At 65.8% G+C, this 14,986-nt stretch carries 12 protein-coding genes; 2 read left to right on the plus strand and 10 right to left on the minus strand.

Going from position 1 to position 14,986, the window contains the following annotated elements; all coding sequences use genetic code 11:
• Window positions 1-255 precede the first annotated feature (255 nt).
• The 5 genes from bcsB to bcsD form a co-directional block, all read right to left on the minus strand.
• Window positions 256-2,820 (minus strand): cellulose biosynthesis cyclic di-GMP-binding regulatory protein BcsB, encoded by a 2,565-nt coding sequence (bcsB, locus tag OKW28_RS14095; RefSeq protein WP_429446443.1) that lies wholly within the window; start codon window positions 2,818-2,820, stop codon window positions 256-258.
• 3 nt (window positions 2,821-2,823) lie between these two features.
• Complete coding sequence (gene bcsA / locus OKW28_RS14100; protein ID WP_429446445.1) at window positions 2,824-5,031, minus strand: UDP-forming cellulose synthase catalytic subunit; 2,208 nt, start codon at window positions 5,029-5,031, stop codon at window positions 2,824-2,826.
• Window positions 5,028-5,816: a cellulose biosynthesis protein BcsQ gene (bcsQ, locus tag OKW28_RS14105; protein ID WP_429446446.1), complete on the minus strand. Its 789-nt coding sequence runs from the start codon at window positions 5,814-5,816 to the stop codon at window positions 5,028-5,030. The genes bcsA and bcsQ overlap by 4 nt, the downstream gene beginning before the upstream one ends.
• Entirely contained in the window at window positions 5,813-6,541 is a 729-nt protein-coding gene (bcsP, locus tag OKW28_RS14110) for a cellulose biosynthesis protein BcsP (RefSeq protein ID WP_429446448.1), read from the minus strand. The genes bcsQ and bcsP overlap by 4 nt, the downstream gene beginning before the upstream one ends.
• 146 nt (window positions 6,542-6,687) lie before the next feature.
• Window positions 6,688-7,143 (minus strand): cellulose biosynthesis protein BcsD, encoded by a 456-nt coding sequence (bcsD, locus tag OKW28_RS14115; RefSeq protein WP_429446449.1) that lies wholly within the window; start codon window positions 7,141-7,143, stop codon window positions 6,688-6,690.
• A gap of 510 nt (window positions 7,144-7,653) precedes the next feature.
• Here bcsD and OKW28_RS14120 point away from each other — a divergent pair.
• Both OKW28_RS14120 and OKW28_RS14125 read left to right on the plus strand, forming a co-directional pair.
• Window positions 7,654-7,947 carry a hypothetical protein gene (locus OKW28_RS14120; protein ID WP_429446451.1) on the plus strand — a complete coding sequence of 98 codons (294 nt, stop codon included), beginning with the start codon at window positions 7,654-7,656 and terminating at the stop codon, window positions 7,945-7,947.
• Window positions 7,948-8,183: 236 nt separating this feature from the next.
• Window positions 8,184-10,505, plus strand: a complete 2,322-nt coding sequence (locus tag OKW28_RS14125) for an EAL domain-containing protein (RefSeq protein WP_429446453.1) — start codon at window positions 8,184-8,186, stop codon at window positions 10,503-10,505.
• Window positions 10,506-10,526: 21 nt separating this feature from the next.
• Here OKW28_RS14125 and hpaI read toward each other — a convergent pair whose 3' ends face one another.
• From hpaI to hpaE, 5 genes are all read right to left on the minus strand, one after another.
• Entirely contained in the window at window positions 10,527-11,330 is an 804-nt protein-coding gene (gene hpaI, locus OKW28_RS14130) for a 4-hydroxy-2-oxoheptanedioate aldolase (protein WP_429446455.1), read from the minus strand.
• Between the two features lie 10 nt (window positions 11,331-11,340).
• A complete protein-coding gene (gene hpaH, locus OKW28_RS14135; protein WP_429446457.1) occupies window positions 11,341-12,144 on the minus strand; it encodes a 2-oxo-hept-4-ene-1,7-dioate hydratase in 804 nt (267 codons plus the stop codon).
• A gap of 7 nt (window positions 12,145-12,151) precedes the next feature.
• Window positions 12,152-12,550 carry a 5-carboxymethyl-2-hydroxymuconate Delta-isomerase gene (locus OKW28_RS14140; RefSeq protein WP_187617791.1) on the minus strand — a complete coding sequence of 133 codons (399 nt, stop codon included), beginning with the start codon at window positions 12,548-12,550 and terminating at the stop codon, window positions 12,152-12,154.
• A 19-nt stretch (window positions 12,551-12,569) separates the two neighbouring features.
• Complete coding sequence (hpaD, locus tag OKW28_RS14145) at window positions 12,570-13,433, minus strand: 3,4-dihydroxyphenylacetate 2,3-dioxygenase (protein ID WP_429446459.1); 864 nt, start codon at window positions 13,431-13,433, stop codon at window positions 12,570-12,572.
• An 82-nt stretch (window positions 13,434-13,515) separates the two neighbouring features.
• The gene (gene hpaE, locus OKW28_RS14150) at window positions 13,516-14,973 is read right to left on the minus strand and encodes a 5-carboxymethyl-2-hydroxymuconate semialdehyde dehydrogenase (RefSeq protein ID WP_429446461.1); all 1,458 of its coding nucleotides are present in this window, start codon (window positions 14,971-14,973) and stop codon (window positions 13,516-13,518) included.
• Window positions 14,974-14,986: the final 13 nt, after the last annotated feature.

Below are 14,986 nucleotides of genomic sequence, written 5' to 3' on the forward strand. Positions count from 1 at the left end.
GGACTGCGACGCCGCGAATACTCGACGTATTCGCAAGGAGCATGACGCAGCGAGCGGCCCTTCTCGCGGCAACCCCATTGCCTGGATTTCATTTCAGGGGAATGCCCGCTATCGGCCGCATGGCGGCGTCGCGCGTCGCTCACGTGGCGCGGCCACGCAGCGCTCCTTACTCCTTGCCCTGCGCCCCGAAGGAAGTCCCCTTGGGGGACGGCCGATAGCGGGCATTCGCACGTGCGTTCCATATGTAAACAGACCCTAGTCCTTCAGTCGACGCGCGGCGATCGCGCGAAGCGTCCGGTAGCACAAGGCCGCGATGATCAGCGCGGCGAGCACGCCGCCGAGCAACAGCAGCAGCGGATGCGACGACAGTGCCCAGCGCAGATACTCCTGCGGCGACAGACGGCCCACGTAGTATGCGGTGCCGTTCGACGTGATGGTGACGGCGCGGCCATGGATCACGGCCATCGCGCCTTGAATCTTCGGCAGCACGTCGGCGTCGAGCAGCGCGGCGGACAGATCGGCATCCGACGGGCCGGCCGCGCTGATCAGCGCAACCGCGCTACGGCCTCGCTGCAGCGGCGACTCGAAGCCGGTTAGCAGCGCCGCGCCGTTCGAGCTGACCATCGTCAGATCGGCACGCGCGGGCGTGCGCTCGACGCCGCGCTCGCCGTGCCACCAGTCCCGCAGCTTGAACACGAGGTCGGTGAGCTGGAAAGTGTGCGCGGCGCCGTCGCTGGAGAACGGCATCGACTTCGACCAGCGCTGCAACAGCGGCTGCTTGCCAGGCGCGCCGAACACCAGCAGGTCCTTGTCGGCGAGGCGGTCGACGTCGGCCGCATGGGTGACGGTCACGCCGGAGACCGGATAGCCGGTCGATTCGCCCATCCGGCCCATCGTCAGCAGATACAGGCCGTAGTCGCTCGCGTCCGGGTCGTCCGGCAGTACGACGGCGGTCTCGGAGAGGTCCGCCATCCGCGTGAACGGAAAGCCGCTGTTGGCGAACGCGGCCAGATCGGGCAGCGCCATGTAGTGCGGGAACGACGACAGGTCGATCGTCGAGTTCGGATCGATCGCGCCGACCACGTTCTGCAGCAGGCGGCCCGCGCATTCGCCGGTGTTCGGGATGTCGTAGTAGAAGTGCAGCCGCAGCTGTGTGCGCGGCGTCATCAGCAGCGGCGGGATGCGGATGTTGCGGCGCGCGTCGGCGGTGCCGTCGGGCATGATGAGGTTGAAGTAGCGGCTCAGGTCGAACACCGACGCAGCGCGCGCCGGAATCGGCAGCGCCTGCACAAAGCCGTTGTTCACGCTGATGTTCAGCGACGAGCGGTCGCGCGCCGGCCGCACCGTGTAGCGGTAGCGCAGATCGATCGGCGCGCCGCGCGTGTGCCACATGAACAGATCGGGCGCCACCCGCATGTTGATGCGCACCGCGTCGGCGTCGTAGCCGAACACGGTCAGGTCTTTCGGATCGGCGAGCTCGCCGAAGCGCACCGCGCGGTCGGTCGGCAACCAGTTCGGCGCATCGTACGGCACGCGCGGCGAAATTTCGTTCAGCGACGTGATCGTGGCGCTCGCGCCGGACAGCGCGCTATGGCCGATCCCGAGCGACTTCGCGGCGGTCTTCAGCTCGGCCTCGTTGCGGCCGAGCACGAGCAGCAGCTTGCCGCGCGCGTTCGCGTCGCGCTCGACCACCGCGATGGTCGGCCCGGTGATCTCGGGAATCGTCACGCCGGCCGGATGCTGGTCGCTGGTCGCGAACACGACCGCGTTGCCCGACAGCGGCGCGTTGTCGAGCTGGGTGGGAAACACCGCGCCGCGATAGCCGGCGAGCGAGCCGAACCACGACGCGACGATGCCGGCGGCTTCGAGCGTGCCGTTGCCCGGCTTCTGCGCGAGCACGAACGGCAGCTCGAGGCGGCGCACGTCGCGGCGGTCGAAAAACGGCTGCGGCAGCGCGGCCAGCTCCGCCTTCGTCGCGAGCGACGAGTAGGTCAGGTCGAGCGAGCTCGCGTTGCTGATCGTCGCCCACAGCGACGAGTTCGCGGGGTCTTCGCAGGCCGTCGTGTAGTGGCCGATCAGCTGCAGGTTCAGGTGGTTGAAGTCGGTGATGAAGCGCGGATCGATCGTGATCTCGCGCGCGACCAGCATGCCGGCCTGCTCGTGCGGCAGCGGCAGTGTCGCCGCGACTTCGCCGTTGACCAGCACCTTCAGCTGCGACAGGTTCGCCAACAGCGCGGGCGAATAACTGTAGATCAGATGCAGCGTCGCGCCGGTCACGACCTCGTCGCCGCGCACCGAGAACGCGATGCCGTTCTGTCCGTCGACGCCGCGCAATTGCAGCGGGTCGAGCGCACCGAAGTCGGCGAACGTCAGCGTCTGGCGACGGCCTCCGGGCACCAGCGTGCCGGGCTCGGCGGTGGTCGGCGTGCGCACGCCGAGCGCCTTGACGGACGCCGCCGCGAGGGCGGGCGTCGGCGTGGCGAGCTGGCCCTGGGCGATCGCGTTCGGATCGAACGGCACCGCCGCGCTCGGCGCGGGCACGTTGCCGACGTCGGTCGCGACTTGCGGGGTTTGCGGCGCGCCGGCGGGTGCCGCCGCGTCCGACGCCGGTTTGGCCGCGGCGGCAGCAGGGGTGGCCGCTTCAGCGAGCGGCACGAACGACGCCAGCGCGGTCTGCAGCGCGAGCCAGCAGGCGACGCCGCGCATGATTCGCCGCGAGTGTCGCAAGCCGTGACAAGCAGACAGCCGCGATTGCGGTCCAGTGCTGTTGCGCCCGTGAGCCGGGCGTTCGATATTGTTCGTGGCCATCCGGTAGCCCATAGATCAGTCTTTGGTTTTTAGCTTCTTGACGTCCGCGGGACGGCTTTTGATCGAACTGCGCAAGTCGTCGTACAGATGTTCGAACAGCCCCGCGATGCCGCGCACGCCGACCTTCAGCACGTGCGACAGACCGCGCAGCGGCGTGTCGTGCTCGCGCCCCTCGGCCCAGCCGGTCCACGCGTCCGCGCGCGCGAAGGTGGTCTTTACGAACTCGTACTCCTGTTCGCGCGACATCGACGAAAAGCGCAGGCCCACGCGGCCCGGCTCGGTAAAACTGACGGTGGCGGGGAACGCGTACTCTTCGTCGCCGCGGAACAGCGACACGGTCACGCGCTCCTGCATCGGCACTTCGATGGTGCTGGGCAGTGCGACGCCGACGCCGCCTTCCGAGTAGTCGATCGTTTCGCACGCGAGCGTGCGGCCGGTCGAGAACTTCAGCATCACCGGCATCTTCATCGCGACGCGCGGCACCGCGCGGATCTGGCGGCGCTCGCTCGCGGCGGCCACGCTCGCGCCGAGGATCAGCATGTTGTAGCTGGTCCACGCGAGATTGAGCAGTGTGGTCTCGACGATGCTGCGCACGTGCCAGTTCATGTAGATGTGCACCAGACCCGCGAGGAAACCGAGCAGGTTCAGCAGCAGCAGGAACAGATACGGCCGCGAGATCGACCAGTCGAAGTAGCTCTTCTCGATCACGCCGCCCTTGGCCGTCACGTTGAACTTGCCGAGCTTCGGGTTGATCAGCGCGAGCAGCGTCGGCGCGGTGATGTACGACGCCAGCACCGACTCGTACACCTCGGCCCAGAACGAATGGCGGAACAGGCGCTGCATCCGCGAGTTGGTGATGCTCGCGTGCATCATGTGCGGCAGCGCGTAGATCGCGATCGTGCTGGCCGCCGCTTCGATCACATGCGCGCCGAAGAACAGATACGACAGTGGCGCGGTCAGGAACACGAGACGCGGCACGCCGTAGAAGAAGTGCATCATCGCGTTCAGGTAACACAGCCGCTGGCCGATCTTCAGCCCCTTGCCGGTGAGCGGATTGTCGATGCGGAAGATCTGCGTCATGCCGCGCGCCCAGCGGATGCGCTGGCCGATGTGGCCCGACAGGCTTTCGGTCGCGAGGCCGGCGGCCTGCGGAATCGCCAGATACGCGGTGGTGTAGCCGAGGCGGTGCAGCTTCAGCGCGGTGTGCGCGTCCTCGGTGACGGTCTCCACCGCGATGCCGCCGATCTCGTCGACCATGCTCCGGCGCAGCAGCGCGCACGAGCCGCAGAAGAACGTCGCGTTCCACAGATCGTTGCCGTCCTGCACGAGGCCGTAGAACAGCTCGCCTTCGTTCGGCACCTTGCGGAAAGTGCCGAGGTTGCGCTCGAACGGGTCGGCGGAGAAGAAGTGGTGCGGCGTTTGCAGCATCGACAGCAGCTTGTCGCGCAGGAACCAGCCGAGGCCGATCTGCAGGAACGAGCGGGTCGGGATGTGATCGCAGTCGAAGATCGCGAGGTACTCGCCGCTCGTGATCTTCAGCGCCTCGTTGATATTGCCGGCCTTCGCGTGGCGATTGTGCGTGCGGATCGTCCAGTTCACGCCGACTTCCTCGCAGAACGCCTTGAACTCGGCGCGGCGGCCGTCGTCGAGCACGTGGATCGACAGCTTGTCGGCCGGGTAGTCGAGCGCGAGCGCCGCGTAGACGGTCGGCTTCACGACGGCGAGCGGCTCGTTGTAGGTCGGAATGAACACGTCGACGGTCGGCCATTCGTCGCGATTGGCGGGCAGTGGCATTGGCTTGCGCTTGAGCGGCCACGCGGTCTGGAAGTAGCCGAGCATCAGCACGATCGTCGAGTAGAGCTCGGCGGACACGAGCAGCAGACCCCAGGCGGCGTCGAGCGGATGCTCCCAGTATGTCGTTTCGGTCAGCCGCCAGTACATGTAGCGGCCCGACGCGACGATCGACAGCATGATCATCACCATCGTCGCGTAGCGGCCGGGCCGACGGCGAAACAGCAGCGCGAGCACGAAGCACAGGGTCGCGAAGGTCAGCTGCTGATAGAACTCGAGCGGCACCGTGAACACGAAGTACAGCATGTACAGCGCGAGCATCGTGACGAGCCCGGTGACGATGCGGCTGTTCCAGAAGCTTGCGTCGATGAAGCGTTGGAACCGCGACGGCTCGCCGCCCTCGGGCTCGCGCGAGGAGGCTGGATTGCTCATGCGACGTTCCTGGGCTGGGCGGCGATCGCGTCGAGCGCCGCCATGAGCCAGGCGGCGCATGCGCGGAAATCGGCGGCGGCCTGGCTCAGCGGATCGTAATGGATCAGCGTGGTGTCGCAGGCGAGCGCTTCGCTGACGCCTTCGTCGAGATGGATCACGCCGGGGAACACCTTGCCGGCGAGCATCTGACGCAGCACCTTCAGCACGTCCTTGGTCAACTGGCGGGATTGGTCGATCTGGTTGATCACATAGCCGACGCCGCCGAAGTCCGCGCGCGGCGCCGCGTAGGTTTCGATCAGCCGCTCCATCTGCGGGATCGCCGCGTACGACGCGGCGTCGGCGAGCACGATGTTCAACGCGAAGGTGGCCGCGCTCAGCGCGGTTCGCACGTAGGTCGACGAGCCGGGCGGCGTATCGACGATCACGATGTCGGACGCATCGAGCCGCAGGTTCTGCAGCGACTGCGCGAGCCATTGCGGATGCTGGTCGATAAGCGCCTCGAGGCGGCGGCGGTCGTCCTCCAGCAGCGCGCCGTACGGCAGCACGGTCACGCCGTCGATGCCGTCGAACATCACCGTTTGCCACGGGTTGCCCGAGAGAGTCGCGCGCGACAGGCCGTCGATGCTGTCGAGCGGCACGCCGAAGTGCAGCCGCAGGGCGTTCTGCGGATCGAGATCGAGTGCAATCACACGCCGGCCGCTGTTGGCGAGCACGGAGGCGAGATTGGCGGCGAGGGTGGTCTTGCCGACCCCCCCTTTGGCGGACACCACGGCAATGACTTTCATGAGCGACGCGGACCGTTGGCGAGCCACGAGGCGAAGCCGCCGCGCGCGGTGCCGGCGGGTGCCTGCGTGCCTTGGGCAGACGTGCCGCGCAGACGGTCGAACACCGAGTTCAGCGACGCGGGCGCGGCCGCTTGCGGCGGCGCGCTCGGGGTTTGCGCTGCAAACATCTTGCCGAGGATCGACGGCGGTTGGGCCGGTTGCGCGGGTTGGGCCGTATAGGTGGGTTGCGGCGCTGGTGGCGGTGGCATCGACGATGCCGGTGCCGTGCTCGCGCTGCCATAAGCGGGCGCGGCGGGGCGTGTCGCGCTTGGCGCGACAGGCGCAATCGTTTGCGCGGCCGCCTCGCCGAGTTCGTCGGCCGTGCGGAAGCGTGACGCGCCGCTCGGCGCCGCGGGCTGGGCCGCGGCCACAGGTACCGGTGGAATGTCACGCCGGTGCGGGCGCGTGAACAGCGGTGCCTTCGCGCGCGTCACGGATGCCATGTCCTTCGGTGTCGTGTCCTCGTGGACGATGGCCCGTGGCGCCACGGTTATAGGCGGCTGTGGTTTCGCGTCGCGAAGCTGGCCGATTGCCGGAATGGCCGGTTGCGTCAGATCGAGCGTCACGAGCAGTGGCCAACGAGTGCGCGCGGTGCGCGCGTCGTTCTCGCGGCCGATCTCCTGGTACGCGTTGGCGTCGCCGCCAAATTGCTCGAACAGTTTTTCGATGTCGCTCGATGAACTCATGATGCCGTCGTCTGTTACATACCGTGCATGGCCCCAAACCGACTGCTCGGGGTGCTGTTTATTTGAACTGCCTTCCCTGATCCTGCGTGGCGGCTGTATCGCCGTCGCACGCTCGTTCGCACGTACGCGTGCAGAACCGCTGGTGCTCAGGCGGGGTGACGGCCGAGGCGGAATTCGAGCGAGCTGTCCTCGCCGAACGCGCTCGTCTGTACGACCGACAAACCTTGCGCGCCCAACGCGCTCAACCACGTCTGATAGGCGCCTTCGAGAAATGCCGGCGTCCAGGCGAGCGCCGATTCGCCGAAGGCGGGCAGCGGCGCGCAATAGTGAATGATGCGCAGCGACTCCGCCTCATCGGCGAGCGCGACGTAACCCCAATCCATCTGATGCCAGTAAGAATTCAACACCTGCTCGAGCTCGGCCGTCGATGCGCAGGCGGGCAGCGGACACGCGAGCGCGAAACGGCTGCCGACGCGATGCATCAGCTGGCGCAGTTCGTCGTGTCCGATTTGCGCTTCGAATTCGCTCGCCAGCGCGCTCAGCATGCCGCGCCATTGCGGCGAGATTTGGCGTTCGAGCAGATAGTTGAGAATTGGGACCATGTTTTCCGGAAGTGGTCGCGGCCCGTTGCGCATCGCGAACGTGACAGCCATTGAGCATCGGAGTCGTTCGGCAATCGGGCGCCGATTACGTCATTTCTACCGGGTTGTCTAGGGTGCCCGGCACACATCATGAGAAGTCTACTTAAGACACAGGCTTTTAGCCACTTTCCATTGCTTAGCTTATACGTTATTAAACGCGCAATCGAGACACAGGAATTGCGTAATTTTTGCTGCTTAAAAGAAATTGAAAGGTTAATCTTCGCCTGGCGCGCGAAAAGGCTTGCGGAACCAAATGTGATATGTGTATTAGCCGGCAATCCGGCCTGCTTTGAGCTTTAGTCTTTTATTCATGCATTCGGCGGATGGTGAGTCGCGCGAAAGATCGGCGCGGCGTCGTTCGATTCAAATTATTTGCAATGCTCAATCCACTCACTATTCTGTTGGTCACGATTCTGGCGGACGCAATGGCGATGGCCGTGCTGCTGTCGCTAAGGCGCGCGAAGATTCCGGGTGTCAACTACTGGATCGCCGCCAACGCGCTCGCGGCCGTGGCCCGCTTATGTGGGGCTGCTGTTCGTGCTGGTCGGCGTGGTCTACTGGACCTTCGACGCGCGGAACTTAAATGCGCGCGTCGCGCTGGTGTCCGCCTATCATGCGAGCCTCTATGGGGTGCTCGGTCTGCTGATGCTGACCGGACGCCCGGCCAACCGGCCGCGCTACAGCTTCTACTTTCTCGCGACAGCGGCGCTGCTGCTGTGCCTCGGCCACACGACGCGCGGCGCCATGTACGGCTCGCGCAGATGATGGCGCGCGCCGACCGTGCGTTGTGCGCGACGAAAGCCGCGGGGCGCGATCGGGTGATGGCGGCGTAGCGCGGCCCGGCCGGTGACCGGATTGCCGGATCGCACAGTGGGAAAGCAGCACGACTTTCAAGCACGCAGGCGCCGAATTGATACGTCGTGTTACGTTAGCCATAAATGTTTATCGAACGTTTGCCGATAACTATTGGCGGAGTGACCGGAAACCCTGATCAGCCATCTATGTCTGCCATCCCGACGCAGCACCTGCCCGAGCCAAGCATGCGTGAGCGCTTTCACCGGCGCTCGCTCGACCATCAGCGGCCGCTTTCCCTCGTGACGATGGGCTTCACGGTGGTTGCGTTCCTGTGCATGGTAACGGCGCGCGAACTGGTTGGCGCACCGGCCGGGCCGCTCGCGTACCGGCTGCTGTGCGCGCTCCTGCTCGCGCTGCTGGTGCTGGCGATCCCGCGCGCGAAGTCGACGGCGCTGTTCGGCGCGATCGGCGTCGCGTACGAACTGGTGCTGATCGCCGGGCTCGTGCTGAATGCGAAGGGCCTCGCGTATCCGTTGCCGTGGCTATTGCCCGCATTCGTGGTGATACCGATCTGCGCGGCGCCGCTATGGCTCACGCCCGCGCATTTCGTCACCGGCAGCGTGGTGTTCTACGCGGCGGCCATCGCGCTGCTGCGCGGCAAAGCTCATGCGCCCGAGGTCGACGCGGCCGTGTGGACGTGGGTCATCGCGATCGGTGCGCCGACGGCGGTGGTATTCCATTTCGGCTTCTACCGTTTCCGGCGCAATCACTTTCTGCTCGAGAGCCAGCTCGCGCAACTCGCGGCGACCGATCCGCTGACCGGCCTGCAAAATCGTCGCTCGTTCGTCAAGCACGCGGAGGGACGCCTCGAGACGCTGGCGCCAGGGGCGCAGATCAGCGCGATCTTTCTCGACATCGACAGCTTCAAGTCGCTCAACGACCGCTTCGGTCATGCGGTCGGCGACCATGCGCTGTTCGAGGTCGCGCAGGTGCTGAAGAACGCGGTTGCGCTCTACCAAAGCGTGAGCCGCATCGGCGGCGAGGAATTCGCGCTGCTGCTCGACGCTGATCTCACCGGCGCGTTGCAGCTCGCCGAGCGGCTGCGCCTCGACATCGCCGGGATCGAACGGCCGGACGGCCATCTGACCGCGAGCTTCGGCGTCGCCGAGCATCGGCGCGGCGAAAGCTTCATGATGCTGCTCGATCGCGCGGACGAAGCGTTGCTGCGCGCGAAGCAGACGGGGCGCAACCGTGTCTGCGCGGAGCGCGCGCTGCCGTTCGACGCGCTGCAGTCACCGTTCGGCGACCCGAGCGCCGACCCGGCGCGTTACCGCTGGGAAGACTTCTATCTGATTTCGCACTTTCAGCCGCTCTACAGCCTATCGCATCAGAAGCAGGTGGGCTTCGAGGCGCTGCTGCGCGGAGAGCATGACGACGGCACGCTGGTGCCGCCGGTCGTGATGTTCGCGCCGAAGCCGTCGAGCGACGAAGGCGCGCTCGACCGCGCGAGCCACGCGGTGCATCTCGGCAACGCGCGTCGCGCGCTGCCCGGCGACGCGTGGCTGTTCCTGAACATCCTGCCGTCCACCTTCGTCGCCGAAGGCTACGCCGACCAGTTGACGAAGATCGTGCGCGTCGCAGGGCTCGAACCCGAGCGCGTGATTCTGGAGATTCTCGAATCGCATGGCGGCAGCGTCGACGAGATGTCGCGCGCGGCGGCGCGCTATCGCCAGCACGGCTTCCTGATCGCAGTCGACGACTTCGGCGCGGGCCAGTCGAATCTCGACCGGCTGCTGCGGATCCGGCCGGACATCGTCAAGCTCGACGGCGAGCTGATTCGCGCGACTACGTACGGCACGCAGCAGCCGATCCTGCCGAAACTCGTGTCGCTGCTGCACCAGGCGGGGATGCTGGTGGTCGTCGAAGGCGTCGAGACGGCCGACGAGCTGATTCTCGCGGTCGAGTCGAATGTCGATTTCGCGCAGGGCTATCTGCTAGGGCGGCCCGCGGCAGAGATCGCGCCGCCCGAGTCGGTGCATCGCCAGATCGACGATGCGTTCGACGTGATCGCGCAGGGCCGTGCGCATCAGCATGCGTTGTTCGAATCCGAAATGGAGCCGTACCGGCTCGAACTGCGGCGCGCGGCCGACGGCTTGCGCGCCGGCGCCATGATGGACGACGCGTTCGCGCTGCTCGCCACCTTCAAGCGTTGCATCAGCTGTTTCATCCTCAACGACACCGGCCGTCAGATCGGTCACGAGGTGCGCGGGCCCGCATGGTGCGAGGACGCGGCGTCGCTGCAGCCGGTCGCGAATCCGCGCGATGCGCGCTGGGATCATCGGCCTTACTTCCGCAATGCGGTGCTGCTTCCCGGCGAGGCGATCACCAGTAATCCTTATCTGTCGCTCGCGAGCGGACGGCCGTGCATCGCGGTGACACTTGCCGTGCAGCTGGCGAGCGGGCGCTGTGTGATGGGGGTCGAGCTGGATTGGTCGGCGCGAGGCTTGCCTTGGCCGGCGGGCGAGTAGGGGAAGTGAAAGGCTTTCGCTTCAATACCCGCCTTTGACCTGCGGCGCGCTCGCCGCCAGGTTCTTGTACGACGCGGCGAGGTCCGCGGCCGCGCGGCTCAGCAAGCCGGTGTCCGTGCCGACCGCGACGAAGGTCGCGCCCGCCGCCAGATATTCGGCCGCCAGCGCCGGATCAGGGGCGAGCACGCCCGCTGCCTTGCCAGCGGTGCGCACGGTGTCGATGCCGTGGCGAATCGCGTCGCGCACGCGCGCGTCGCCCGGCTTGCCGAGCAATCCCATCGACGCGCTCAGATCCGACGGCCCGAAAAACACGCCATCGACGCCATCCACATGCGCGATCTCCACGAGATTGTCGAGGCTCTGCACGGTCTCCGCCTGCACGATCACGCACAGTTCGTCGGCGGCGGTGTCCAGATAGTCGGGCACGCGATTCCAGCGCGACGCACGCGCGAGCGCGCTGCCGACGCCGCGAATGCCTTGCGGCGGATAACGCGTGGCCGCGACCGCATCGAGCGCTTGCGCGGCCGTGTCGATCATTGGCAGCAGCAGCGTTTGCGCGCCGATGTCGAGCAACTGCTTGATCAGCGCGGCGTCGCTGCGTACCGGCCGCACGACCGGATGCGACGGATACGCGGCGACCGCCTGCAATTGCGACAGCGTGCTGCGTACGTCGTTCGGTGCGTGCTCGTTGTCGATCAGCAGCCAGTCGAAGCCGGCGGTGGCGAGCAGCTCGGTCACATAGGCGTCGGCGAGCGCGGCCCACAGGCCGAACTGCGGTCTGCCTTCGGCGAGCGCGCGCTTGAAGGGGTTTTTCGGCAAGGACATATTGATGCGTTCAGATGAAATTCAAACCGATGCCGCCGAGCGGGCCATAGTCGATGTGGAACGTGTCGCCCGCGCGGGCGGGAACCGGGCTCGTGAACGAGCCGCTCAGGATCACGTCGCCCGCATTCAACGATTCGTCATGCGGAGCAATTTTGTTGGCGAGCCACGCGACGCCGGTGGCCGGATGGTTGAGCACCGCCGCCGCGAGCCCGCTTTCCTCGACCGCGCCGTTCTTGTACAGCAACGCGCCGACCCAGCGCAGGTCGACGTCGAGCGGACGCACCGGCCGGCCGCCGAGCACGACGCCCGCGTTCGCGGCGAAGTCGGAGATCGTGTCATGGACCTTGCGCGGCGCGCGTGTTTCGCGATCGAACTGCTCGATGCGCGCGTCGATGATTTCGACGGCCGGGCTCACGTACGCGGTCGCGTCGAGCGCATCGAACAGTGTGACGCCGGGGCCCTTCAGCGGTTTGTTCAGCACGAACGCGAGTTCCACTTCGACGCGCGGCGCGATGAAGCGATCCACGCGAATGTCCTGGCCGCTTTCGATGAACATGCTGTCGAGCAGTGGCGCGTAGTCCGGTTCGTCGATCTGCGACGAGCGCTGCATCGCGCGCGACGTCAGGCCGATCTTCCTGCCCTTGATGACGTGGCCTTCGGCGAGTTTCAGCTTGACCCACTCGCGTTGTATCGCGTAGCCGTCCAGTACGGTCATCTCTGGATACTGCGCGGAAAAATGGCGCAGCTGCGTGCGGGTCTTTTCCGCGTGATCGAGTTGCGCGGCGAGGTCGCGAATGGTTTGTTCGTCTAGCATGATGATGTCAGCCCTTGAACCGCGCGTGCAGATTGTTGTGCTTCCAGGTGCCCGCTTCGCTGAACTCGTTGATTTCGAGCGACAACGCGAGCCCCTGCCGTTCGAACTCAGTGGCGAAGCGCTGCTTGATCAGCGCGAACAGCGCGTCGCCGGTCGCCTTCTTGACGGCCTCCGGGCGGCCCGCGCCGATCTTCAGATTGGCGTGCAGGAACGCGGCGTCGGGCCGCCCATCGGCGATGCAGTACTGGTCGCAGCGCAGCGCGCGCACGCGGATGCCGCCGAGCGGATAGACGCGCTCGCCGTTATCGCGCTGCGCGTCGAGGCACTGCGCGAGGTCTTTGCATAGGTCGCCGAGGCGTTGCGCGTCCGCGAGGTTGGCGCTGTATTCGAGTGTCAAGTGAGGCATGGCGATTCCTTCGCGAGTGTCAGACGGGTAGCGGTCTGACCGGGAAGATCGCGTTGATCTGGCCGGTGCCCGAACTGCCGAAATAAGGCGTGACGACCTCGACCTTGCCGTCGTAACGATCCCAGCCGAGCGCACCGAGCAGCATCGCGGTATCGTGCATGCCGCCTTCGCCCCAACATTTCTCGTTGTAGAGCGGCAGCATGTCGCAGAAGGTCTTCCAGTCGCCGGCTTCCCACATGCGCACCACGCTGCGATCCATCTGTTCGAGGAACGGGCTCCACACTTTGTGCATGAACTGCTCGGCGGTGCCGTTGTTCGCGAAGTGATGCGACAGCGAGCCGCTCGCGAGAATGGCCACCGTACCGTCGTAGCGTTCTTCGATGGCCTTGCGTACCGCGAGGCCGAAACGCGCACTGGTCGCGAGGTCGTGCCACATGCACCAGCCCGCCACCGACACCGCCTTGAAGTGCTGATCGCCGTTCATATAGCGCATCGGCACCAACGTGCCGTATTCGAGCTCGAGCGTGGTCTCGCTGTGCGCGCGGCTTTTCACGCCCATTTCGTTGGCGACGTCCGCGATCAGCTGACCGAGCCCGACATTGCCCGGATACGCGTACGGCATGTTCCTGATGAAATGCGGCAGCTCGTTGCTCGTGTACACGCCTTCGAACTTCGGCGCGCAATTGATGTGGTATTCGCTATTCACTAGCCAGTGCACGTCGAACACGACGATCGTATCGACGCCAAGTTCGCGGCAGCGTCGGCCGATTTCATGGTGTCCGTCGATCGCGGCCTGACGGCAACCCTTGTGCGGACCGTCGAGCTCGGATAAATACAACGACGGCACATGTGTAACCTTTGCTGCCAACGCGAGTTTGCCCATCGCGGTCTCCAGTGTCGACCGGCGTTAGAGCGTCAGCTCTTACTCCGGTCCCATGCTTTAGCAATATCGTTTGACGTCGCGATTAAATGCCCCAGCGCGGAATATGATGCGAGCCGAGCGACACGCAGACGTTCTTCGGTTCGAGGAACACTTCATAACTCCACGTCCCGCCTTCACGGCCCACACCCGACGCCTTCGTGCCGCCGAACGGCTGACGCAGATCGCGCACGTTCTGGCTGTTCACGAAGCACATGCCGGCTTCGACGGCGGCCGCCACGCGCAGCGCGCGGCCCGTGTTCTCGGTCCAGATATAACTCGACAGACCATACGAAATATCGTTGGCGAGACGGATCGCCTCGGCTTCATCGTCGAACGGAATCAGGCACGCGACCGGTCCGAAGATCTCTTCCTGCGCGATGCGCATACGGTTGTCGACGTCGACGAACACGGTCGGCGTGACGAAATTGCCGTGACGCAAGGCGTCGGGCAACTCGGGCGCATCGAGCCCGCCGCACGCAAGCGTGGCACCTTCCTTCGGGCCGAGTTCGATATAGCTGCTCACTTTGGCGAGATGCCCATGGCTGATCATCGGGCCGACGATCGTGCTGTCCGCTAGCGGATCGCCAACCGTCAGACGCTTCGCGCGCTCGACGAAGCGCTCGGCAAACCGCACGTAAATGGCGCGCTGCACGAGAATGCGCGAGCCCGCGGTGCAGCGCTCGCCATTGTTCGAGAAGATCATGAACACCGCGGCATCGAGCGCGCGTTCGAAGTCCGCGTCGTCGAAGATCACGAACGGCGACTTGCCGCCAAGCTCCATCGAGAACTTCTTCAGGCCCGCGGTTTGCACGATGCGATTGCCGGTCGCGGTCGACCCGGTGAACGACACCGCGCGCACGTCGCGATGCGCAACGAGTGGCTCGCCCGCTTCCTTGCCATAGCCGTGCACGACGTTCAGCACGCCCGCCGGGATGCCCGCTTCGAGCGCGAGCTTGCCGAGCATCGAGGCGGTCAGCGGCGACAGCTCGCTCATCTTCAGCACAGCGGTGTTGCCGAACGCGAGGCAGGGCGCCACCTTCCAGGTGGCCGTCATGAACGGCACGTTCCACGGCGAGATTAGCGCGCATACGCCGACCGGATGAAACAGCGTGTAGTTCAGATGCGAGTCGGTCGGGTACGTGTGGCCGTCGACGCGCGTGCACATCTCGGCGAAATAGCTGAAGTTGTCGGCCGCGCGCGGCACCAGTTGCTTGCGCGTCTGCGAGATCGTCTGGCCGGTGTCCTTCGTTTCGGTCTCCGAGATTTCCGGCACGTGGTTCGTGATCAGGTCGCCGAGTTTGCGAATCAGCTTCGCGCGTTCCGCGGCGGGTTTCGCGGCCCAGGCGGGGAAGGCGCCTTTGGCCGCTTGCACGGCCGCATCGATCTCCTTCGCGCCGCCGCGTGCGACCTCGGCGAGCACTTCCTGGGTGGCCGGGTTGACGGTTTCGAAATAGTCGCTCGAGGTGCACGCCTCGCCGTTGATCAGATGGTCGATCGGCATTGCCTTGTCCTTT

The organism is Paraburkholderia sp. 40, from assembly GCF_050434105.1.
In the GTDB taxonomy this organism is placed as follows: domain Bacteria; phylum Pseudomonadota; class Gammaproteobacteria; order Burkholderiales; family Burkholderiaceae; genus Paraburkholderia; species Paraburkholderia tuberum.